This is a genomic window from Corallococcus sp. AB049A (assembly GCF_003668885.1).
GTDB classification, from domain to species: Bacteria; Myxococcota; Myxococcia; order Myxococcales; family Myxococcaceae; genus Corallococcus; species Corallococcus interemptor.
Genome location: NZ_RAWL01000054.1, coordinates 1 through 22,386, shown reverse-complemented (window position 1 = coordinate 22,386; position 22,386 = coordinate 1). Strand labels below are relative to the sequence as shown.

The 22,386-nt window shown below is 70.6% G+C and carries 20 protein-coding genes; 7 read left to right on the top strand and 13 right to left on the bottom strand.

Features of this window, described 5'->3' with window-relative positions; translation table 11 throughout:
- Positions 1-64 precede the first annotated feature (64 nt).
- Positions 65-2,356: a hypothetical protein gene (locus tag D7X55_RS08605; RefSeq protein ID WP_199746905.1), complete on the top strand. Its 2,292-nt coding sequence runs from the start codon at positions 65-67 to the stop codon at positions 2,354-2,356.
- 12 nt (positions 2,357-2,368) lie between these two features.
- Here D7X55_RS08605 and D7X55_RS08600 read toward each other — a convergent pair whose 3' ends face one another.
- Both D7X55_RS08600 and D7X55_RS08595 read right to left on the bottom strand, forming a co-directional pair.
- Positions 2,369-4,540: a bifunctional alpha,alpha-trehalose-phosphate synthase (UDP-forming)/trehalose-phosphatase gene (locus tag D7X55_RS08600; protein WP_121722769.1), complete on the bottom strand. Its 2,172-nt coding sequence runs from the start codon at positions 4,538-4,540 to the stop codon at positions 2,369-2,371.
- A 13-nt stretch (positions 4,541-4,553) separates the two neighbouring features.
- Positions 4,554-5,696, bottom strand: coding sequence for a hypothetical protein (locus D7X55_RS08595; protein WP_120548290.1), 1,143 nt, complete (start codon positions 5,694-5,696; stop codon positions 4,554-4,556).
- A 255-nt stretch (positions 5,697-5,951) separates the two neighbouring features.
- Between D7X55_RS08595 and D7X55_RS08590 the strand changes: the two genes are divergently transcribed.
- Positions 5,952-6,383 (top strand): cupin domain-containing protein, encoded by a 432-nt coding sequence (locus tag D7X55_RS08590; RefSeq protein WP_158626341.1) that lies wholly within the window; start codon positions 5,952-5,954, stop codon positions 6,381-6,383.
- A gap of 73 nt (positions 6,384-6,456) precedes the next feature.
- On the opposite strand, the gene D7X55_RS08585 is transcribed toward D7X55_RS08590, so the two are convergent.
- Genes D7X55_RS08585 through speD form a run of 7 tightly spaced genes read right to left on the bottom strand, consistent with a single transcriptional unit; the run spans position 6,457 to position 13,540 of the window.
- A complete protein-coding gene (locus tag D7X55_RS08585; RefSeq protein ID WP_120548288.1) occupies positions 6,457-7,713 on the bottom strand; it encodes a low specificity L-threonine aldolase in 1,257 nt (418 codons plus the stop codon).
- Between the two features lie 26 nt (positions 7,714-7,739).
- Entirely contained in the window at positions 7,740-9,371 is a 1,632-nt protein-coding gene (locus tag D7X55_RS08580; RefSeq protein ID WP_199746904.1) for an FAD-dependent oxidoreductase, read from the bottom strand.
- On the bottom strand, positions 9,362-10,858 hold the full coding sequence (locus tag D7X55_RS08575; protein WP_121722766.1) for a polyamine aminopropyltransferase: 1,497 nt from the start codon (positions 10,856-10,858) through the stop codon (positions 9,362-9,364). Before D7X55_RS08575 ends, D7X55_RS08580 begins: the two co-directional genes overlap by 10 nt.
- A 13-nt stretch (positions 10,859-10,871) precedes the next feature.
- Entirely contained in the window at positions 10,872-11,099 is a 228-nt protein-coding gene (locus D7X55_RS08570; RefSeq protein WP_120548285.1) for a DUF350 domain-containing protein, read from the bottom strand.
- Positions 11,099-11,260, bottom strand: coding sequence for a hypothetical protein (locus D7X55_RS44125; RefSeq protein WP_167510893.1), 162 nt, complete (start codon positions 11,258-11,260; stop codon positions 11,099-11,101). Before D7X55_RS44125 ends, D7X55_RS08570 begins: the two co-directional genes overlap by 1 nt.
- Before the next feature lie 16 nt (positions 11,261-11,276).
- Positions 11,277-13,193 (bottom strand): DUF4178 domain-containing protein, encoded by a 1,917-nt coding sequence (locus D7X55_RS08565; protein ID WP_121722765.1) that lies wholly within the window; start codon positions 13,191-13,193, stop codon positions 11,277-11,279.
- Complete coding sequence (speD, locus tag D7X55_RS08560; protein ID WP_120548283.1) at positions 13,190-13,540, bottom strand: adenosylmethionine decarboxylase; 351 nt, start codon at positions 13,538-13,540, stop codon at positions 13,190-13,192. The genes D7X55_RS08565 and speD overlap by 4 nt, the downstream gene beginning before the upstream one ends.
- Positions 13,541-13,615: 75 nt before the next feature.
- On the opposite strand from speD, the gene D7X55_RS08555 reads away from it, so the two are divergent.
- The 5 genes from D7X55_RS08555 (at position 13,616) to D7X55_RS08535 (ending at position 16,801) form a co-directional block, all read left to right on the top strand.
- Positions 13,616-14,329 carry a peptidylprolyl isomerase gene (locus D7X55_RS08555; protein WP_120548282.1) on the top strand — a complete coding sequence of 238 codons (714 nt, stop codon included), beginning with the start codon at positions 13,616-13,618 and terminating at the stop codon, positions 14,327-14,329.
- A complete protein-coding gene (locus D7X55_RS08550) occupies positions 14,326-15,060 on the top strand; it encodes an alpha/beta hydrolase (protein ID WP_121722764.1) in 735 nt (244 codons plus the stop codon). The genes D7X55_RS08555 and D7X55_RS08550 overlap by 4 nt, the downstream gene beginning before the upstream one ends.
- A 19-nt stretch (positions 15,061-15,079) precedes the next feature.
- Positions 15,080-15,496: a secondary thiamine-phosphate synthase enzyme YjbQ gene (locus D7X55_RS08545; RefSeq protein ID WP_121722763.1), complete on the top strand. Its 417-nt coding sequence runs from the start codon at positions 15,080-15,082 to the stop codon at positions 15,494-15,496.
- A 102-nt stretch (positions 15,497-15,598) separates the two neighbouring features.
- Positions 15,599-16,024 (top strand): MarR family winged helix-turn-helix transcriptional regulator, encoded by a 426-nt coding sequence (locus D7X55_RS08540; protein ID WP_120548279.1) that lies wholly within the window; start codon positions 15,599-15,601, stop codon positions 16,022-16,024.
- Positions 16,025-16,054: 30 nt separating this feature from the next.
- On the top strand, positions 16,055-16,801 hold the full coding sequence (locus D7X55_RS08535; RefSeq protein WP_120548278.1) for an NADPH-dependent F420 reductase: 747 nt from the start codon (positions 16,055-16,057) through the stop codon (positions 16,799-16,801).
- Between the two features lie 15 nt (positions 16,802-16,816).
- Here D7X55_RS08535 and D7X55_RS08530 read toward each other — a convergent pair whose 3' ends face one another.
- From D7X55_RS08530 to D7X55_RS08515, 4 genes are all read right to left on the bottom strand, one after another.
- Positions 16,817-18,511, bottom strand: a complete 1,695-nt coding sequence (locus D7X55_RS08530; protein WP_233609710.1) for a L,D-transpeptidase family protein — start codon at positions 18,509-18,511, stop codon at positions 16,817-16,819.
- A 190-nt stretch (positions 18,512-18,701) separates the two neighbouring features.
- On the bottom strand, positions 18,702-20,063 hold the full coding sequence (locus tag D7X55_RS08525; protein WP_120548276.1) for a sigma-54 dependent transcriptional regulator: 1,362 nt from the start codon (positions 20,061-20,063) through the stop codon (positions 18,702-18,704).
- Positions 20,060-21,487, bottom strand: coding sequence for an ATP-binding protein (locus tag D7X55_RS08520; RefSeq protein WP_120548275.1), 1,428 nt, complete (start codon positions 21,485-21,487; stop codon positions 20,060-20,062). The genes D7X55_RS08525 and D7X55_RS08520 overlap by 4 nt, the downstream gene beginning before the upstream one ends.
- 73 nt (positions 21,488-21,560) lie before the next feature.
- Complete coding sequence (locus D7X55_RS08515; protein WP_233609709.1) at positions 21,561-21,995, bottom strand: hypothetical protein; 435 nt, start codon at positions 21,993-21,995, stop codon at positions 21,561-21,563.
- Between the last annotated feature and the right edge of the window lie 391 nt (positions 21,996-22,386).

Below are 22,386 nucleotides of genomic sequence, written 5' to 3'. Positions count from 1 at the left end.
TGCGGGTGTCACATGCGCACGGAGGGCTTGACCCGGACTCGGCCCTCCGTGCTTTAGCAGGGACATGCACCCTGCACGCGCGCTCGTCCTTGGCTGCCTGCTGCTGGCGACGGCCGCCACCGCCTCCCCCGTCGTCCAGGTCCCCGAAGGGGGACGGGCGGTGGAGGTCATCCCCAAGGGCGTGCTGTGCGGCCCCGTGCGCGGCGGCTGGGTGCTGGAGGGCCGCACGCTCAAGCCGCCCACGCGCGCGGATGACGCCAGCCGCACGCTGGAATTGAAGGTCGCCCCCGACGAGGCCTCCTGCGCCACGGCCACCGACACCGTGGTGGTGGTGGCCACCGGGCCCTTCCCCCGCATCGACAGCGGCTCCACCACGTTCTACCCGGACGACGGGCGGCTGGAGCTCAAGGGCGCCGGCCTGAAGAACGTGGCCATCGCCTGGTCCGGGACGCCCCGGGGCGTGGATCCGAAGGTGTCCTCCCTGGACGGCCAGGACGTCTGCATGGAGCCCAATGGCCCCAGCGAGTGCGCCGTCCCGCTGACGCCCGGCCTGCCCACGGACGCGGCGCTGTTCTGGATCCCCGCCTACGGCCGCAGGGGCGCGGACGTGTCGACGTACGACGCCAACGGGCGCTTCCTGGACGACGAATTCTTCCGCCTGCGTCCCGGCCGCACCGTGCTCACGCGGCCCCTGGTGCAGTCCTCCGGCGTGGACCTGTCCAAGGGCCCCGGCTACGCGGCGGTGACGCACTCGGAGGCCATTGCGTCCGTGGACTGCGGCACCGCGCGCTGCGAGGTGACGGAGGGCGCCGTGTCCATCCGCAACGTGCCGGGGTTGAACCCCACGGTGAGCTTGCGCCTGAGGCTGGTGCCGCGCGTGTTCTTCGCGAAGGGCGACGCGCTGGAGACCTCCTTCGCGGAGACGCTGCCCGTGCTCGCGTGCCCCATCACCGCGGTGGAGGGCACGGTGCTGCGCGACGCGGAGAACTCCGGGCTGGTGATGCGCCTGGACCCGGCCTGCGCGCACGACCCGCGCGGCCTCCTGTGGACGGTGAACGGCGCGCGCGTCCGGGTGGAGCGCGTGGTGAAGGCCCAGGACGGCACCTACGTGCTCTTGCGCACCAGCGGCACCAACGAGCCCCAGGTCGTCGTCACCGCCATCACGTCGCGCGTGGACGGCACGGTGGTGGCGTCCGACACGGCGGACACGCAGGCCGCGCCCGTCCCCCGCGCGACGCTGGAATTGCCCGGCCACGGCTCCATCGACTTCGTGCCCACCAACCGCCCCGCGGAGGTGACGGTGGCGTCCAACGGCGGCCTGGGCCGCTTCGTGCTGCGTCCGCTGGGCGGGGCCTACACCGTGACGGTGCGCGAGTCCGCCACGCTCATCCAGGGCGAGGCCACGTCCGGCGGCTTCGTGTCGCTGCGCTTCGGCTACCGGCTGCCCACGCTGCCCGCGGAGCTGGCCACGTCCGACCTGTTCCTCACCGACGAGCGCGTGCAGCGCGCGGTGCGCGAGGCCAGCGTGCCCACCAACGTGGAGAACCTGGTGGAGCTCATCTGCGCGGACAAAGAAGGCAACGACGAGCGGCTCTCCCCCAGCCGTCCGCACCGCGTGGAGTACGCCATGCGCAACACCTGCCGCGTCGTCGTCCACCGCGAGCGCCTGACGCCGGAGGAGGGCAACCAGGAGATCACCCTGCGCATCACCGTCACGAAGTCGGACGGCTCCGTGCGCGGCGAGAGCAGCGTGGACCAGCGCCTGTTCCTGCGCCCCAAGGGGGAGATGCGCGTCATCCCCGTGCAGGGCAACCTGGGCCAGTACGACCGCATCCTCGTGCAGGTGGCGCACGTGGCGGATGAGTCCCGCTATGCCCTCTCCACGGTGGACCGCACGGGGCTGCCGTCCGCGCAGTGGACCGCCATCGTGCGCGGCGGCATGTTCCGCCTCTACACCATGGCCACCATCCCCGCGGGCCTCTACCGCGCGACGCAGCCCACGGGACAGCTGGCCATCAACTTCGGCGTGCTGTCGCGCCTGGCGCTGCTCAACAACGAGGGCCAGGAGCGCCTGCTGGGCATCGAGCTGGGGCTGATGGGCCTGGGCCTGGTGCCGCAGTCCGGGGACATCCAGTTCCCGCCCACGCTCGCGGCCGTGCTGGGGCTGGGCCTGCGGGTCCCCATCGGCCCGGGCGCGGCGGTGGGCGCGCAGGCGTGGATTGCCCGCGAGTTCCGGGGCGACATCACCCGGCGCACCAACGGCGACCCCAGCACCGACACCGTGGTGCCCTCCAGCAAGTGGTCCTTCATCTTCGGACCCAGCATCTCCGTGGGCAACGTGGGCTTCAACCTCTGAAGCCCCAGCGTCCTACTTGCCGAGCAGCGCCTTCAGGAACCGCCGCACCTCCGGCGGCCCCTCCACGCGGTAGCCCGCGCGCGAGTGCTTGTTGCCCGCGTGCACGGTGATGCCACCCGGGGGCACCGCGGCGAAGAGGTCCTCGTCCGTGACGTCGTCGCCCAGGGCCACCACGCGCACGTCCGGCGCCTCCCCCTTCAGGATCTCCGGCACCACGCGGCCCTTGTTGACGCCCTTGGGACGCACCTCCACCACCCGGTCCCCGGGCAGGATGTTCATGGGCTCATCCCCGAACTTCTCGTGGAGCAGCAGCCGCAGCTCGCGCGCCTGGAGCGCGCCGAACTCCGCGTCCACCTTGCGGTAGTGCCACGCGAGCGACGCCGTCTTCTCCTCCACGAAGGAGCCCGTCACCCGCGCCGCGAACGCGTCCAGCACGGGCCGCACCTTCGGCTTCCACTCGAAGGACACGCCCGGCAGCGCCTGCCACGCCTGGCCCCGCCGCATGCGCGACCACAGGCCGTGCTCCGCGTGCAGCCCCATGGGCAATTCGCCGAACCACGCGTCCAGCGTCTCGCGCGGGCGGCCGCTCACGATGTGCACGGACAGGTCCGGCCGGGCGCACAGCTCCCGCAGCAGCGTCATCAATTCCTCGTCCGGCGCGGCCAGCTCCGGCGTGGAGGCGAAGCCCATCAGCGTGCCGTCGTAGTCCAGGAGCAGCACCTTGCGCCCCGGCCCCTTGAGCGCGTCCAGGGCGGTCATGCCGTCCGGCAGCGGCGGCTTCTCCGCCACGGAGGGCAGCCCCTGGAGCCGGTCCAGGAAGCTGGCCACCCACCAGTGCACGTCGCGGGACTTCACGCCGGCGCGCAGGCAGCGCATGCGCTCCTGACGCTCGGGGCCGGGCATCTCCAGCGCCTGCTCGATGGCGTCCGCCATGCCCTCCACGTCGTAGGGGTTCACCAGCAGCGCGTCGCGCATCTCCGACGCCGCGCCCGCGAACTCGCTGAGGATGAGCACGCCGTCGTCGTCCGGGCGGGACGCGCAGAACTCCTTGGCCACCAGGTTCATGCCGTCGCGCACGGGCGTCACCAGCATCACGTCCGCGCCCCGGTAGAGGCTCACCAGCTGCTTCTCGTTGAGCGACCGGTAGAGGTAGTGCACGGGCGTGCTGTGCACGGTGCCGTAGAGGCCGTTGATGCGGCCCACCAGCTCGTCCACCGTCTCGCGGTATTCGGCATACGCCTGCACCTGCGTGCGGCTGGGCACTGCCACCTGGATGAAGCGCAGGCGCCCGCGCAGGGACGGCTCGCGCTCCAGCACGCGCTGCACCGCCAGCAGCCGCCGGGGGATGCCCTTGGTGTAGTCCAGCCGGTCGATGCCCACGAGCAGCCGCTCGCCGTGGGCGCGCTCCTTCAGCGTCTTCACCTCGTCCAGCACCGCGGGCTCGCTGGCCAGCGTCTCGAAGGCGGTGGAATCGATGCCCATGGGGAAGGCGCCCACGCGCACCTCGCGCCCCTGGAAGAGGACGCGGTCCACGTCCGTGTCCAGCCCCAGGTGCCGCAAGAGCGTGCCGGAGAAGTGCCGCACATAGCTCACCGCGTGGAAGCCGATGAGGTCCGCGCCCAGCAGGCCCTTGAGCAGCTCCACGCGCCGGGGCAGCGTGCTGAAGATTTCCGACGACGGGAACGGGATGTGGTGGAAGTACCCGATGCGCGCGTGCGGCAGGCGCTGGCGCAACATCCCGGGCACCAGCATCAGCTGGTAGTCATGCACCCAGATGGTGTCACCCGGCTGATAGTGCTTCGCGGCCAGGTCGGCGAAGCGCTCGTTCGCCTTGCGGTACGCGTCCCAGTCCCGGTCCTGCCGGGGGATGCGGTCCAGCATGTAGTGGCACAGCGGCCAGAGCACCCGGTTGGAGTAGCCCTCGTAGAAGCGGCTGACCTCGCTGGCGGACAGGTACAGGGGCACGCAGCGCAGGTCCGACAGCTGCTTCTCCACCTGCCCGCGCTGGGCGTCCGTCAGCCGGGAGACATCCCCGGGCCAGCCGATCCACAGCCCCCCGGAGCGCTCGTGCGGGCGGCTGAGCCCCGTGGCCAGCCCTCCGGCGCTGCGCCCCACGGAGACGGAATCCTTCTCCGCCTTGACGGTGACGGGAAGACGGTTCGAAACGAGCAGGAGTCGAGCCATAGACCCACTAGCTCTATTCACCCTCTCCGGGAATGGCTACCACCTTGTGCGCCTGGCTGACGTTTGAGGGCCCCGGGGCCGCACGCGTCCAGCCGAGCCTGTCCAGCAGCGCGGGCTCCCGGCCGGCCTTCCAGATGAACGCGTCCAGCACGTAGTGCGTGGCCTGCGGCAGCGCAAGCAGCGGCACCACGAGCGCCAGCACATCCGCCTCCAGCGCCGGTGCGCCGTCGCCAAACAGCACCGGCCGGTCGTGCCACACCAGCACGTCCCACAACCCCTCCTCCACCAGCGCCAGTCCCACGAGGAACAGCAGGAAGCCCGGCAGCCCCGCGCGCAGGAGGACGCCCAGGCCACCGAAGCCCCCTTCCGCGTGGCGCCCGCGTGCGTAGCGGAACAGGAGCGCGAAGTACGGCACGCCGTGCAGCACCACGTTCATCACCGTGAACGCGAAGTCGTCCCGCGCCAGCACGATGCCGCCGAACCACGCCACCCACGTGGCCACCACCAGCAGCACCTTGCCGGCCTGCACGCCTTCGCCCCGCGCGATGCGCAAGCCCTGGAAGCCCGCCCACAGCGTGAGCACCGCCGCGTGCGCGCCCAGCGCCGCGGTGCCCATCCACCGCGGCAGGCCGGAGAGGAAGTCGTTCTCCACGAACCACCAGAAGGCGCGCGGCAGGTTCGCGTGCCACCAGACGACGGGGCCCAGCGTGGCGGCGTAGATGGCCGCGGCGTCCAGGCGCCGCTCGAACGCGGACACGCGCGCCTTGCGGTCGTAGAGCGCCGCCCAGCCGTACTGCTGGCGGATGAAGTGGAACAGCGCCACGTACGCGAACAGGCTCCAGAACGCGCCGGGAGACGCCATGTACGCGAACACACCGGCCGCGTACGCCGCGAGCGGCGCGCCCACGTAGAGGCCCGGGCGGCGCGACACCTCCTCGCCGTCCAGGTACGTGCGGAACAGCGTGGACCACACGTGCGCCACGTCCACGCCCACCACGAACAGCAGCCACGCCCACGCGGGCGTGTCCCCCGCCGCCCCCAGCCACGGCGCGGCCAGCACGAAGGCCACGGACACGAGCGCACTGCCAGCGAACACGGAGAGGTCCACGCCACGGCCGAACAGCCAGGCCTGCGAGGGCGAGAGGAGACGGGGCATCGGGGCCCGGGAGCCTACCAGCAGCCCCTCCCATGCGGGTTTCCACAGGGGGTCCGTCAGCACCGCGACTTTCTGCCTGATCAGAAAATGCGACCCGGAGCGGCGCGCGCGAACAGCTGTCGTGAAAACTTCCTGAGACAAAGAGTCTGTTTAAAGACAGCAACCTGAGACGTGGGACTAACTTGCAAGGATTTCCTTCCTGGGCGTTATCATGGCTGACGACACACAGGCGCAATGCCGACCGAGGAGGCTTTCATGTCCGGAATGGCGATGATGGATGCAATCGTTCACACCGCGGACCTCGAGTGGAAGCCGCTCGGCCCGGGAACCTCCTACCGCCTCTTGCGCGTGAGCGCTGAGACGGGCGTGTGGAGCGCCATCCTGAAGATGGAGAAGGGCGCTGTCTTCGCGCCGCACAAGCACCTGGGCCCGGCGGAGGTCTTCATCCTCTCCGGCTCGACGCAGGACCGCCTGGGCATCACCCGCGCCGGGGACTACGAGTTCGAGCCGCTGGGCGCCGAGCACCCGGCCACCACCGCGCTGGAGGAGTCGCTCATCCACTTCACCGCGCACGGCCCCATCGCGTTCCACGACGACAAGGGCCGCATCGTGATGCTGCTGGACTCGGAGTTCTTCCTGAAGGCGCAGGCCCAGGAGCCGCAGTACAGCATCAAGAAGGCGGCCTGACACACCGCTCCGGCAGTGTCTACACGTCGGGTGTCTGACATTGACACCCGACGTCAGGGTTGGCGGCCAGACGTCAGGCCGCCTCCAGCAGGCGCAGGAAGGCCCTGGCCGCGTCCGCGTCGCTGATGGAGCCCAACCCCTCGCTCACCTGCAGCTCCGTGGACACGACGCCGGGCACGCGCGTCTGTCCGAAGCCTCCCGCCACCCAGACCCGGTCCTCGCGCGCGATGCGGTCACGCTGCGCGTTGTAGGCCTGCGGTGAGCCGCGCAGGAACACGTGGAACATGTTCGTCTGCACGGGCTGCGGCAGCACCGTGACGCGCGGGTCCGCGGCGATGAGCGTGGTGATGGCCTTGGCCCGCTTCACGTAGCCGGGGATGGCGGCCAGCGCCGCGTCGAGGCGCATGGCGGCGGAGGCCACCAGCGGGGCCAGGTGGAACAGGTTGCCGCCGTGGCGGTGGCGCCACACGCGCGACTCCTTGATGAAGTCCCGGTTGCCCACCAGCATCGCGCCGCCGATGCCGCCCACCATCTTGTAGAAGGACACGTAGACGGAGTCGAAGCCCTTGCAGAGGTCCGCGTAGGAGCGGCCGTAGAAGGGCTGGCTCTCCCACAGCCGCGCGCCGTCCATGTGCAGCTTCACCTTCCGGTCGCGGCAGGTGCGCTTGAGCTCCTGGAGCTGCTCCCACGTCTGCAGCTGCCCGCCCAGCCAGCGCACCGGCAGCTCCACGCTGACGCTGCCCAGCGTGTCGGGGGACTTCGCCACGTCGTCCGCCAGCAGCGGCCGCGTCCACGGGCCCAGGTTCACCGTGCGCAGCTGGTGCAGCACGGAGCAGGCGTCGTCCTCGTGCAGCACGTGGTGCGACGACGGGTGCACGCCCACGGTGCGCACGTTGCTGGCGTCCGCGTAGATGCGCAGCGCGATGAGCTGCGCCATGGTGCCCGTGGGCATGAAGCACGCGTCCTCGAAGCCCAGCAGGCCGGCGATCTTCTTCTCGAAGGCCTGCACGAAGTCGCCGTTGCCGTAGAAGTCGCTGGTCAGCTTCTGGCGCTGCATCCACTCGCCAATGCGCACGTACTCCGCGCCGTCGTCGGACGTGGAGGCCACCGGCAGCGACGCGGTGCAGGCCTTGCGCAGCTGTTCATACTCGGCCGGAGAGGCGGGCTTGGGCGCGGCGGGGACGCTGACCAGCCCCGGCGACCTGGTGGTGCGCAGGGACGGCGTGCCCCCGTCGGCCGCGGCCTCACCGCGCGAGGGAAACAGCGTGGAGCCCGCGAGCAGGCTGGTGAGTCCAAGGAACTCCGCGCGGCTGAAGCGACTGTCCTTCATGTGCCCTTCCCTCCCGCTTCCGGTGGCTACAACCAACTGGCGCTCTTGAGGCCCATTCCCGCCAGGGCCCGCTCCGCGGCCTGCACGCCGAACCAGTTGGCCTCCTCGAAGAGGGCCATGCCGCCCAGGTCCGTGTGCGCGAAGTGCAGGTGCCGTCCCAGGCTCTGTTGCGCGGCGCGGCGGGCTTCCCCCCAGAGGAAGCCGGGCTGGGGCCGGACCATGGCGTGGCCCCAGCGCTGCACCTCCAGCCGCTGCGCGAGCGCGCCCACCCCGGGGTGCGCCGGCAGCAGGTCCGCCATCACCAGCGCCTCCCAGTCCCCGTACGTCGCGGAGAGGGCCTGGTTGCGCTCCGCCTTCACGTCCCCGCCGGCCATGGGCAGGTACCAGGTGAGCACCGTGGGGCCGCGCGCGTCCTGGCGCAGCGACTGGTGCGTGGCCACCACGTAGCCCAGGCTCCGGCTCTCGTAGAAGACGTTGTCCCAGGCCAGCGGGAAGCCTCGCGACGCCGGGGGCGCGGACACCGTCAGGTTGGCCACCACCCACGGGCTGTAGACGAAGGCATCCATCCACTCCGGGCGCGCCTCGCGCCACGGCGCCACCACGTGCGCGGCGACGAAGCGCGGGCACGCCAGCACCACCTGCCGGGCCCGGAACGCCCGGGGCGCCCCGGTGCGAGCATCCAGCGCGTGCACGCGGCAGCCGTCGTCCCCCGGCTCCACCGTGTGCACCAGCACCTGCGTCTCCAGCTGGCGCGGGCCCAGCGACGACGCCAGCTGCTTCACCAGCCGGCCATTGCCCTCGGGCCAGGAGAGGAAGCCGTCGCTGCGCTCACCCTTCCCGTTCTGCCGCGCGGCGAAGTACCAGATGCCCGCCCAGGCGGAGACGTGCTCGGAGGTGGTGCCGTAGTCATCGCGGCACGCGTAGTCCACGAACCACTTCAGCCGGGGCGAGCGGAAGCCCTCCGCCTCCATCCACCGCGCCATGCTGAGCCGGTCCAGCGCGGTCCACTCCGCGTCGTCGCTGGAGAGCGCCCCCGGCACCGCGAACGCCTTGCGCCCCTTCGCGTCGCGCGCGGCGGCGAAGGCGTTCATCCGCGCATCGAAGCGCTCCAGCTCCGCCAGGTCCTCGGGGCTCGCGCCCGCGCGCAGGTACAGCCCTTCGTACCAGTGGCCCTTGAAGAAGACGCGCTCGTCGGGCTCCTGGATGAGCAGCTCCTCCGCGAAGGACGGGTGCCCTTCCGCGTCCACACCGGTGACGGCGTCCATCTCCCGCAAGAGGCGCATCACCGGCCCTCTGTCCTCCAGGGGGGAGGGCAGGTAGTGCGCGCCCCACGGGAACGCGGACACGGCGTTCCTGCCGGAGCGAGACGTGCCGCCGGCCTCCGTCTCCAGCTCCACCACGCGCACGTCCTTCACGCCCGCGGCGGACAGGCGCCACGCGGCGGACAGCCCGGCCGCGCCCGCGCCCACAATCAGCACGCCCACCGGTTCGAAGTCCTGCGCGCGCGGCAGCGGCCCTGTGCGCAACTTGTGGCCGGTGTCCACCGCCCGGTCCACGATGGCGCCGGGCACCGGCGCTCGAGCGGCCTGCCGCGTACAGGCGCTCGCCACGGAGGCGCCCAGGAACGCGGCCACCAGCTCGCGCCGCGTCAGTTCCACCGGCGCCACTCCTCTTCGTAGTAGTGCACCAGCACCTGGTTGTTCAGCCGGTTCACCTCCGCCGGCAGCGGCGCCATGTCCGGGGAGAAGCGCGTGAGCCCCTCCAGCGTCTCCTCGTCCAGGAACGCCAGCCCCTCCGGCAGCGCGCGGTGGCGGCCGGGCGGCTCCTGCGCCACCAGCACGTAGCCCCACTCACCAAACGACGGCACCAGCGCGTGGTACGGCTGCGTCCAGAAGCCCGCCGCCTTGAGCGTGGTCTCCACGCACCAGAACGAGCGCCGCGCGAACAGGGGGCTCGTGCTCTGGATGACCGCCACGCCGCCCGGCGCCAGGCGCTTCTTCAAAATCTTGTAGAAGCCCGTCGTGTACAGCTTCCCCAGCGCGAAGTTGTTGGGGTCCGGGAAGTCCACGATCACCACGTCCCAGGCGTTGGCACCCTCCGCCAGGAACTGCATGGCGTCCGTGTTGATGACGCGCATCTTCGGGTGCGTCAGGGAGTGGTGGTTGAGCGCCGCCAGCTCCTTGTAGCCCGTGGCCAGCCCCGTGATGGCCGGGTCCAGGTCCACCAGCGTGACGGACTTCACCTCCGGATACTTCAGCACCTCGCGCGCCGCGAGCCCGTCCCCGCCGCCAAGAATCAGCACGTGCTCCACCTTCTGCGCGCGCACCATGGCCGGGTGCACCAGGGACTCGTGGTAGCGGTACTCGTCGATGCTGGCGAACTGGAGGTTGCCGTTGAGGAACAGCGAGAAGCCCCGCTTGCCGCGCGTGACGATGATGCGCTGGTAGGGAGAGCTGGACGCGTGGACGACCTCGTCCGCGTAGAGCTGGTCCTCGTAGAACGTGGTGAGCCGGTCCCCCATCGCGAAGCACACCAGCAGCCCCGCGCACAGCAGCACGGCCTTCACGCGCAGGCGCACGGGGTTGGCCAGCACGGGCGCCAAGAGCCACGTGCTCCACAGCCCCACGCCCGCGTTGAGCAGGCCGAAGAGCAGCGACGTGCGCACCAGCCCCAGCTTGGGCACGAGCAACAGCGGGAACGCCACGCTGGCGGCGAGCGCGCCCAGGTAGTCGAACGTCAGCACCTGGCTGACCAGGTCCTTGAACTTGAGCTGGTCCTGCAGGATGCGCAGGAGCAGCGGAATCTCCAGCCCCACCAGCGTGCCAATGGCCAGCACGCTGCCGTAGAGCACCACGGGGAACACGCTGGTGAGCGTGAAGGTGAGGAACAGCATCGGCGCGCACAGCCCGCCGAGCAGGGCCACGGCCAGCTCTATCTCCACGAAGCGCTGGGCCACCCCGCGCTCCACGAAGCGCGACAGGTAGCTGCCAATGCCCATGGCGAAGAGGTAGCCGCCGATGACGGTGGAGAACTGGGTGATGCTGTCCCCCAGCAGGTAGCTGGCGAGCGTCCCGACGATGAGCTCGTAGATGAGCCCGCACGTCGCGATGACGAGGACGGTGAGGAAGAGCAGCGTCTTGTTCAAAGCGTCACGTGTTTCAGCCGCTGATGGCCGCCGCGATGATGATGGCCAGGCCCAGGATGAACGAGCCGATGACGATGCCCAGCGCGGTGTTCTGGTCGACCTCGATCTCCTTGTGCACGTCGTACGGGAGGATGAGGCGGATGACGTAGAAGCCGGCCACGAACACCGCCAGGCCGATGAGCGAATAGATGACGCTCGCCAACACTCCCTGCAAGGTGACCACCACTCCGAGCAACAGCATCACTTGCCTCCCATGAATCCACCGGTCCACAGCAGCACGCCGCCAGGACCGCGCTTCACGTCGCCGGTCACCTTGCCGCGCTCCTCGTCACTGAACGGAGCCCAGCCCGTGAACGTGGCCCAGGCATAGGCCAGCAGCACCAACCCTCCCAGAAACCGCATCGTCCACCTCCAGGCCCTACAGGTTGCTTTCCTTCCAGCGTTCGGTCTCGAAGCTGTTGGCGCTGAAGAACGACAGCGCCGGGATGATGATGAGCAGCACCAACGCGATGATGAACCAGCTGCCGTTGGGCGTGTCGTGCGTGAGCACCACCTGGTAGCTGACCACGGGCCCCAGCTGGGGCCCCGTGAGCTTCAGGGCCGGATCGAACGACGTGGTCGTCCGCAGCACGTACCTCCCCTTGGGCAGCGTGGACAGGTACACGCTGCCGCTCTGGCCGCCCTCGCTCCAGGAGCCGTCGCTGTCGCGCCCGTGGTAGTAGCTCACCTCTTCGTAGAAGCTCACCACCTCCTGCGTGTCCTGGTTCACCAGGTCGCCCTGCACGCCCACCCAGGCGTTGTCGATCGCCTGCGACATGATGATCTGCGCCCGGAGGTTGCCGGCCCGCTGGAGCTCGAAGGGCTGGCTGAAGTGCATGGCGTCCGGGGTGCCGGAGTGCGCGCTCCGGGGCAGTGTCACCCGCAGGTCCAGCACCTGGGCATTGAGCGCGCGGGCGTTGAAGAAGCCGGCCAGGACGAACAGGCCCACCAGCCACACCAGCGACCAGAGCATCGTCTGCTTCATGGCCGCGTTGCGCGCGTTGGGCTGGCTGGGCGCGATGCCCCGGGGCCTGGGCAGGGGCTCCTTCAGCTTGAACGCGTCGCGCACCGTCTCCGGGGAGAGGTACTCGCCATGCGTGTACGTCACCTCGTTGTCGGTGGCGTCCTCGTTCAGCGAGTACGGCGGCGAGACGTACTCCGTGGCCCGCGCCTTCTCGCCCTGGAAGACCTTCCAGTAGAACTCGCCCACCACCGCGTCGGTGACGGCGGTGACGGACTGGAAGGCCTTGTAGCGGCGCTTCTCGTAGAAGGCGGACACCTGCGGCACGACGCTCGCGTCACCGGCGGCCAGGGGCTTCAGGAACACCCAGTGGCCGTTGGACTCCATCAGCCAGGTGAAGCCGCGCGCCGGGTTGTAGAGCAGGTACTCCATCCACGGGTAGCGCGTGCCCTCCACCACGCACGAGCGCTCCTGGTACCCGATGCAGATCCACTCCGTGCCGTCGAGCGTGCCCTTCTGGCCCAGCTGGATGGCCGCCGGCAGCTCCGGCTTCTGGAGCAGCTTGAGGAAGGCCAGCTTGCCCTGGGACACGTTCATCAGCGCGCCGCAGTACGGACACGCCACGCGCATCGTCTGGTCCGGCGCGCGCAGCTCCAGCGGGCCGTTGCAGTGGGTGCAGCGCGCCTGCTGGAGCTGGGCCTTGCGCACGCGCGGGCGCAGCTCCCCGGCGGGGATGCCCAGCTGCGACAGCTCCAGCTTCTGCCCCAGGAACACCTCCGGGTCGCGCTCGCGCGTGCCGAAGTCCAGGGTGACGAACAGGCCGCGAGGCCCGGTGGCGTCCACGTAGTAGCTGTCCGCTTGCGGATCCACGTCGCTGGGGAGCTGCCCTTCGGCGGCGGTGACGCGCCCGTGGCCGCGCTCCTCCACCACCAGCGGGCGGTTGCGCAGGCGCAGGCGGTCGCCGGGGTGGAGGTTCTCCAGCTCGATGCCCTCCTCCACGCCCGCGTCGAAGAGCAGGTGGAAGGCGCCCTCGGACTCGCTGAGCCAGCCGGTGCGGCCGTCGGCCATCTCCACGTACCACTCGTCCCAGGGGCCGGCGCCGTGGTCCTTCTGGAGGTGCCCGACGATTTGATACGCGGCGCCGTTGACGCGGCCCTCCAGCCCCAGGCGCAGCGGAGAGTCCGTCTCCACGATGCGGGCCACGCGGCCGTGGTCCTCCAGCTCCGCGCCCACGCGCGCGACCATGGTCTGACAGTGGGCGCACACCACGACCTGCGCCGACCCGGCGGAGAACTCCACGCTCGCGCCACACGACGGACACGCCCCCTGCGTCACGCCTCCACTCCTCTCGGCAGCTCGCGCACGCGGCACGACGTGGCGCCCAGGTGCTTCGCCGCCAGCGCGTCGAAGTCCGGGCGCGCGCGGGTGCGGCAGCAGTAGACGTTGAGCGCGGCGAAGCCGTGCTCCGGGAAGGTGTGGATGGCCAGGTGGCTTTCGGCCAGGAGCGCCAGGCCGGTGACGCCGCCGGGCTCCGGGAAGACGTGCCACTGCGGCTGGCCCACGACCTTCAGGTCCATCAAGACGACCAGCTCCTCGAAGAGTGCCGCCAGCGCGGCCGCGTCCTTCAGCCGCTCCGGCGCGCAGCCGCTCGCGTCAACCAGCCATTCCTGTCCGGTTGTCACAGGGGAAACCTCCGGGGATGAAGCCCCTCTTTAACACGCTGGAGCCGGGTCGAAAGCCGCTAGGATGCGCGCCCCATGCGCACCCGATTCCTGACCGCTGGACTCCTCTGCCTCGCCCTGACCGCGTGCTCCAAGGACAAGGAGCAGCCGCCCGCGGCGAAGGCCCCCGCCGCACCGCCCTCCAACTCCGCCGCGGCCACCCGCACGGTGAGCTTGCAGACGGACGCGGCCTCCGCGAAGGGCTTCCAGAAGAAGGCCCTGGAGGGCCAGGACCTCTGGGCCACGATGGAGACGAACCAGGGCACCCTCGTGCTCAAGCTCTTCTCCAAGGACGCGCCCAAGACGGTGGCGAACTTCGTGGGCCTGGCCACCGGCGAGCAGCCGTGGATCAACCCCCGCACGGGCGAGCGCGTGGAGGGCAAGCCGCTGTACGACGGCGTCATCTTCCACCGCGTCATCCCGGACTTCATGATCCAGGGCGGCGACCCCACGGGCACCGGCCGGGGCGACCCGGGCTACCGCTTCGAGGACGAGTTCAAGAGCAACCGGGACTTCGACAAGAAGGGCCTCCTGGCCATGGCGAACGCGGGCCCGGGCACCAACGGCAGCCAGTTCTTCATCACCACGTCCCTGCCGCAGTTCCTCAAGGGCCGTCACACCATCTTCGGTGAGGTGGTGAAGGGCTACGACGTGGTGGAGAAGATCGCCAACACGCCGCGCAACCGGCAGGACCGGCCGGACACGGACATGATCATCCAGCACGTCACCATCAGCGACGCGCAGCCGTGAGCCTCCGTCCGCGCCACGTGCGCACGAAGCTGGGAGAGTTGAACTGCCACGTGGTGGACGCGCTCCCCGAGGGCGCGACGCCGGAGTTGGTGGTGGTGCTGAGCCACGGCTTCGGTGCGCCGGGCACGGACCTGGTGGCGCTGGCCCCGGAGCTGATGATGGCCGCGCCCAGGCTGGCGCAGGCGGTGCGGTTCGTCTTCCCGGAGGCCCTGCTGTCGCTGGACGCGCTGGGCATGCCGGGAGGCCGCGCCTGGTTCGAGATCCCCGTGGCCATCCTGATGGGCCAGGGGCGCGACTGGGCGCAGTACTCGCAGACGGTGCCGGCGGGGATGCCGGCCGCGCGCCGGGCGCTGATGAGCGTGGTGGCGGCGCTCCAGGTGCCGCTGAATCGCGTCGTGCTGGGAGGCTTCAGCCAGGGCGCGATGATGTCCACGGACGTGGCGCTGCGGCTGGAGGAGTGCCCCGCCGGCCTGTGCCTGATGTCCGGGGCCATGGTCGCCGGCAAGGAGTGGGAGCCCAAGGTCCGTGCGCGGACGTCGCTGCCGGTGTTCCAGGGCCACGGCCGGCAGGATCCGGTGTTGCCCTACCAGGAGGGCGAGCGCCTGCGCGACCTGCTGACGGGCGCGGGGCTGCCGGTGGAGTTCCTGCCATTCGACGGTGGGCACACCATTGTCACCGAGGAGCTGGAACAGCTGGCGGCGTTCCTGGTGAAGCGGCTGGACGGGCGCTGACCGACGGAGGGCTTTCCGCGTGTATCAGGCGAAGGAGCTGACGGTGTCCACGCGGGGCCGGGGCCTGGTGGACATCACCGGTGAGGTCCAGAAGGCGGTGAAGGGCACGGGCATCCGCGAGGGCCTGTGCACGGTGTTCCTGCACCACACCAGCGCGTCGCTGATCATCGGAGAGAACGCGGACCCGGTCGTCCAGCGCGACCTGGAGGCGTTCTTCTCCCGGCTGGTGAAGGACGGGGACCCGCTGTTCCAGCACGACGCGGAGGGGCCGGACGACATGCCGGCGCACGTGCGCACGGTGCTGACGCAGCTGTCCCTGAGCATCCCGGTGAAGGCCGGCGAGGCGGACCTGGGCACATGGCAGGGCGTCTACGTCTGGGAGCACCGCACGTCGCCGCACCGCCGCCGCGTCACGGTGTCCGTGCTGGGCGGCTAGAGCGCGGAGCCGGCCTCCCCCTGACTGCCCGGAAGCAGTTGATCCGCGAAGCCTCCCCCATTATCTCGTGCGCTAGATAATAGCGAACGAGATAATTGGGCCTTGGAACCGAAAAGCGTCGGCACGCAGCTGTCTTTCGCCCTCTATGGGGCGGCCAACCGGATGGTGCGGTTGCACAAGCCGTTCCTTGAGCCCTTGGGCCTGACGTTCCCCCAGTACCTCGTGGTCCTCGCGCTGCTGGAGGGTGCGCCCCTCCCCGTCGGCGAGCTCGGCGCCCGCCTGGACATGGACACGGGCACCATCACGCCGCTGGTCAAGCGGCTGGAGGTGGGGGGGTTCGTCACGCGGAAGCGCGACCCGGCCGACGAACGCCGGGTGCTGGTGGACCTGACACCCCGGGGACGCGCCCTCGAACCCAAGGTCCGGGGCATCCCAGGGAAGATCAAGACGGCATGCCGGCTGACCGACCGGGGGCTGGACGACCTTCGTCGCACGCTCGAAGCGCTCGCGCACCCGGCAGACGAGTGAAACCCTCAACCCGCAGCAGGAGACTCCATCATGAAGATTGGCATCGTCGGCGTTGGACACATCGGGAAGACCCTGGCGCGCAAGCTGGGTGCGGCCGGACATGACGTGAAGGTGGCCAACTCGCGCGGCCCGGAGACGATCGAGGCCGATGCGCTGGCCTCCGGCGCACGCGCGGTCACGGCCGCGGAAGCGGTGGCCGACGTGGACGTCGTCATCCTGTCGATTCCCCTGAACCGCCTCCCCGGGATCGCGCCGCTCATCGCCAGCGTTCCCGCCAGGACGGTCGTCATCGACACGTCGAACTACTACCCCGCCCGTGACAGCAAGATTGCCGCCATCGAGGCCGGACAGGTCGAAAGCCTGTGGGTGGCCGAGCTGCTGGGCCGGCCGATCGTCAAGGCGTGGAACTCCATTGGCTCCGCGTCTTTCGCGACGAAGGGCATGGCACCGGGGAGCCCGGGGCGCATCGCGCTCTCCGTGGCGGCGGACCGGGACGCGGATCGCAAGGTGGGCATGGCGCTCGTCGAGGACACCGGATTCGACGCATTCGACGCGGGCACGCTCGCGGAGTCGTGGCGGCAGCAGCCTGGCGCGCCGTGCTACTGCACGGACCTCACCCGCGAGCAGCTGCCGGCGGCGCTGGCGGCTGCCGAGGCGGCGCGCCTGCCCAAGCGCCGCGACCTGATGGTGGCGGCTGTCGTGGAACGGGTCGGGGACGGCACCACGAACCCCGATGCGGAGTATGGGGTCCGCCTCAGCCGCGCCTTGTACATGTAGCCCGTCAACCGCCGGCTAGAGGTCGCCCACGGCGGCGACAACGGGGGCGCCCTTGCGGCGCTTCTTCGGCGGCTCGTGGGCCTGGCCGCGGATGCGCACCCAGGTGCCGGGGTCGTCCGGCATCGCGTGGACCATGGACCAGCCGGTGGGCACGTCGGGCGTGGTCCACCCGTAGAGGGCGCGTGCGTCCTTGGGGGCCAGGTTGATGCAGCCGTGGCTCACGGGTTCGCCGAAGCGGTCGTGCCAGTAGGCGGTGTGCAGGGCGAAGTCGCCCTCGAAGAACATCGTCCACGGCACGGTGGCCACGCGGTAGCTGGCCTTGCCCATGGTGCCCGTCATGTCGGCCTCCGCGAACTTCACCCAGATGCGGAAGAGGCCTTCCGGTGTGTCGGTGCCGGGTTTGCCGGACGAGATGAGCGTGGCGTAGACGGGGCGGTCGCCCTCGTAGGCAATGAGCGTCTGGGCCTCCAGGTCCACGTCCAGCCAGCGCGCGCCGGGCTCCACGATGGACGGCGACGCCAGCGGCCACGCGACGTGCAGGTCGTCTCGCGCCACCCAGTGGTCTTCCGCGATGCGGACCCACTGGCCGTCGGGGGACAGCTCGCGCACGGAGACGAGCGTGCGCGGCGGGAGCACGGTCTCGCGCCGAGCCTTCGCGTCCGGGGCCTTGCGCACCACCACGTCCGTGCGGGGCGCGGCGCGGGACTGGGCCCAGGCGAAGGGCATGGGCAGCGACGCGAGCGCCTCCGCGTCCAGGCCGCTGAAGTCGGAGGGGCGGTGCTCGCGCAGCACGCGCGCTTCGAAGTACTGGCCGTCGGAGGTGCGCCAGAAGGTGCGACGGCCGACCTTCACCTGGCCCAGGAGCTTCACGGTGACAGAGCCCTTGAGCAACACGCCCTGCTTCCGCTTCCGGGCGAGCGCGAGGCTCGGATAGGCGCGCACGCGGTGGCCCACGACGCGGGCATAGATGCCCGGAGTGAGCGCACCCTCTTCCACGCGGGGCAGCGGACGGACGCGGGGCTCGCGGAAGTTCTGCTCCAGGTAGCGCTCGCAGACCCAGCCACGCGGTTGCAGTTGCACCCAGGTGTCGCAGTCCGGTCCGCGCATCGCGCCCTGCCACTTCACGCGCATGTCCTGGGCGATGGTGCCCAGTGACGGCGAGTCCTGCCGGGGCTCGGAGCGCACCGTGATGGAGCGGCGCACGCGCAGGGAGCCCGCGTCCGGTGCGTACGGGATGGCGTAGGGCTCCATGCCCGCGTCGAGTTCCATGGACGGTGCTTCGGCGACGGCGTCCTCGTCATCGTCGGAGCCTACGGCGCTGCCTCCGTCCAGCGCCTGCGCGATGGCGTCGTCGTCCGCGTCGATCAACGGCTCACCGTCCGGGCCCAGTTCCAGCACGGGGACTTCGGACTCGGTGATGACCTGCGGCTCCTCTTCGCCGGGCAGGGCTTCGGAGTTCGAGCCGATGGAGACGGATTGGGACAGCGACAGGGAGAGCGCACTGCCCGCGTCCTCGGACTCCTCCACCCCTCCGAGCAGTGCCGACGCGGTGGCGTGCGTGACGCCTCCGTCATCGGACAGTTCGGGCGCGGTGGCCTGCCATGCGGAGCGCAGCGCCTCCGCGGACTCCCCAGGCACGGCCTCGGGTATGGGCGCTTGTGCCGCCACGGTGCCCGCGTCCACCGGGACGACGGGAAGGGGAGGCTCCACCGGAGCGCACGCGAAGAGGATCAGGGGGAGTCCGAGGGGGAACCAGCGGCGGCGCATACAGGCCGCAACGCTACGGGTCCCCGCTGACATCCTCAACGTCGGCCCAGGTGCGATCTCCTGCGCGAGCAAGCGCGTGGGTGGGCAGGGCTTGCGCTCCGAACGGCGATTGCCACGAACGGCGGAAAGCGGATCAGCTCCGCCCCTCCGCGGGTGGAATCCCTTCCGGTGCCTCCGGCGTCTCCAGGAGCTTGTAGAGCGTCTTGCGGTCCACGCCCAACAGGCGCGCGGCCTCGCTCTTGTTGCCGCCCACGTGCTGGAGCACGTGCGCCGCGTAGCGCCTGGACAGCTCCGCGAGGCTGGGCAGATCCCCCGCGAGCCCAATCAGCCGCTTGGGCGCGTCACCGATGGGCTCCGGGAAGTCCGGCGGCCCCAGCACGCCCGTCACGTTCAGCGCGAGCGCCCGCGCCATCACGTTCTCCAGCTGCCGCACGTTGCCCGGCCAGTCGTACACCGTGAGCCGCGCCATCGCGTCCGCCGTCACCACCGGCCTCACCCCGCCCCGCGCGTGCAGCGCCGCGAAGTGCTCCACCAGCGCCGGGATGTCCTCGCGCCGCTCGCGCAACGGCGGCAGGTGCAGGTGCACCACGTCCAGCCGGTACAGCAGGTCCTCGCGGAACAGCCCCTCCGCCACCCGCGCCTTCAGGTCCTTGTTCGTCGCCGCCAGCACCCGCACGTCCACCTTCACCGGGACGCTCTCGCCCACGCGGCGGATTTCTCCCTCCTGGAGCACGCGCAAGAGCTGCGACTGGACCTTCATCCCCACGTCGCCAATCTCATCCAGGAACAGCGTGCCGCCGTTGGCCTCTTCAAACAGGCCCCGCCGCGCGCCGGACGCCCCCGTGAAGCTGCCCTTCGCGTGGCCGAACAGCTCGCTCTCCATCAGCGACTCGGTGATGGCGCCGCAGTCCACCGGGATGAACGCCCCGGACGAACGCGCCGAGCGCTTATGCAGCGCCCGCGCCACCATCTCCTTGCCCGTGCCCGTCTCACCCGTAATCAGCACGGGCACGTTGCTGGTCGCCGCGCGGGCCACCTGCTTGTAGACCTCCAGCAGCGCCTGGCTGCGGCCCACCAGCGACGTGCGCTCCACCTGCTTGCGCAGCGTGCGGTTCTCCTCCACCAGCCGCTTCTGCTCCAGCGCGCGCTTCGCCACGCGCATGATGGCGTCCACGTCGAACGGCTTGGACAGGTAGTCGAAGGCGCCCTGCTGGATGCTGTCCAGCGCGCCCTCGATGTTGCCGAACGCCGTCACGACAATCACGGGCGTGTCCGGCAGGTTCGAGCGCACGAACTGGAGCACCTTCAGGCCGTCGCCCGGGTCGGGCATGGCCATGTCCGTGAGCACCAGGTCGAAGGACTGCTCGCCCATCCGCTCCGCCGCGCCCTTGGGGTCCGGCGCCTGCGTCACCGGGCCCAGCACGCCCAAGAGGCGCTGCAGCAGGTCCCGCGCATGAGGATCATCATCGACGACGAGGATTCGGGCTGTGCTCATGAGGCCTTGCGGATGGAGGGGGCGTCGCGCTGCGCCCCGGACTCCACCACAAGCGGCGCCGGAGTGCGCGCCACTCGTGCGAAGCGCACGCGGATCCGCGTGCCCTTGCCCTCTTCTGAATGCACCGTGAGCGTGCCGCCGTGCGCCTCCACCACGCGCCGGGTGGTGGCCAGCCCCAGGCCGTGGCCCGGAATGCCCCGCACCTCCGCGGCCCGGAAGAACGGCTGGAACAGCGACGCCTGCGTCGCCGCGCTCATCCCCAGCCCGTTGTCCGTCACCTCCACCACCGCGTCCGCGCCCTCCGTCGCCACCCGCACCTTCACGCGCGGATCCGGCCGCCCCGCCGTGTACTTCACCGCGTTGGACAGGAGGTTGCGCGCCACCACCTGGAGCAGCTGCGCCGGGCAGTCCACCAGCACGCCCGGCTCCAGCTCGCGCTCCAGCGACACGCCCAGCGCCGTGGCTGTCTGGCTCACCTCCAGGAGGAGCGTGCTCACCGCCGTGTCCAGCTCCCCCATCGTCCCGTCGCCCCGGGTGCCCGCGCGGCAGAAGCGCAGGAGCGCTTCAATCAGCTCGCCCATGCGCACCGCGCTGGATTCGCACTGCGAAATCATCTCCAGCGCGCCCGGGTCCTTCACCGCGCCGGAGCGCCGGATGAGCGTCAGGTAGCCCTTGAGCGGGGACAGCGGGCCCATCAAGTCGTGCGCCACGCGGCGGGTGAAGGCATCCAGCTCCTGATTGTGCCGCCCCAGCTCCTCCAGCTGCCCCTGGATGGTGGCGTCCTGGCGCTTGAGCAGGGAGATGATGTGCCAGCCCACCACCATGGACAGCAGGATGGCCAGCAGCGTGGTGACCGCGCCCAGGGCCGTGTTGCGCACCCGCAGCGTGCCCAGCCTTCCCACCAGCACGCGCGCGTCGGACGCGTTCTCCGTGGCCAGCTTTCCCGCCAGCTGGTCCACCTCCGCGGCCAGGGGACGGATGCTCTCCACCAGGTGACGCCGGGCGCGCTCCGCGTCGCGCTGGCGTGAGAACACCGCCGCCGCGCGCACCTGATCCGCCAGTCCCTGGCACGCGCCGTTGAAGCGCAGCCAGACCTCCTTCTCCCCGGGCGGCAGGTGGCGCATGTACGCCTCCGAGGACTGGCGGATGCTGTTGAGGATGTCCTCCATCACCGCGTCGGCTTCCTTGCGCTCGGCGTCGCCGCTGGAGCGCACGTGCGCCTCGATGGCGGACTCCAGCGACATCACGTCCACGCGGATGCGGCCGATGAGGCTCGCGCGCTCCAGGGCCTCCAGCACCAGTGCGTCCACCTGATGGCCGGTGCGCACCTCCGTCCAGAGCATGAAGCCGGTGACGCCCGACAGGAGCATCACCACGAAGAAGAATCCCGCGCGGTAGCCACGGATGGGGGTCCGCGAGTTCATCGCCACGGGCACGCTCCTTGGGTCATCACGACATGAAATGAGAAGGCGTCCCACGCGGGCGCCCTCATGAAACTCACGGCACCGGCGCGTTGGCTTCCTTGGCGGAAGCACCCGGCAAGGGCGGCTGGGTGCGACGGCGCGCGCGCTCCAACGCGGACTCGTACCAGACGTCCGACAGCTCCTCGTGCAGCGCCGCCAGCTCGCGCTGCCGCGCCAGCAGCTGCGCGTTGTGCTCCTCCAACGTGTGGCGCTCCGCCTCCAGCCGCGCCAGCTCCTCCGTCGCGGTCGCGCGCGCCTGCTCCGCCTCCGCGCGCGCCTGTTCCGCTTCCGCGCGCTCCTGCGCCAGCTCCTCCAGCGCGGACTCCACCGCGGCCAGCTTCGCCGCGAGCGCTTCGGTGCGCTCGCGCTCGGCCTGGTACTCGCGCTGCCAGCGCTCCGTCTCCGTCACCTGTGCCTGGAGGCGCTCGGGCGGAATGGTCGCGGCGCATCCCACTCCCAGCCACGCCACACTCCATGCCACCAGCAGGTGCCGCATACGCCATCTCTCCCGGCAACCTGGCCGCGCGACATGCACGACGAGGACACCCGGGCTCCGTGCTCGCTTCATGTGCCGGCGCGTAGCGCTCGGAACGGAAGGTTGCGGTGCAGCTTGCAGAAGAGCGTGGTTGCCGTCAAAGCAACGTGCGCCTGCCTGGGGAGCTTGCACCCATTGTTGCAATCGCAACTGAGGAGATTCTCCCCATGGCGAATCCGCTCCCACCCGGAGAACCCCGCGAAGTTGCTTGAAACAGCCACTGGCACGGCGGGTGCTCAAGGGTCATGGCAACAACCGATGCAATCCCGCGTCGGCGTGTCGTCCCCGGAGCCATCCATGAAGACCGTCATCGTCGCCGCCCTGT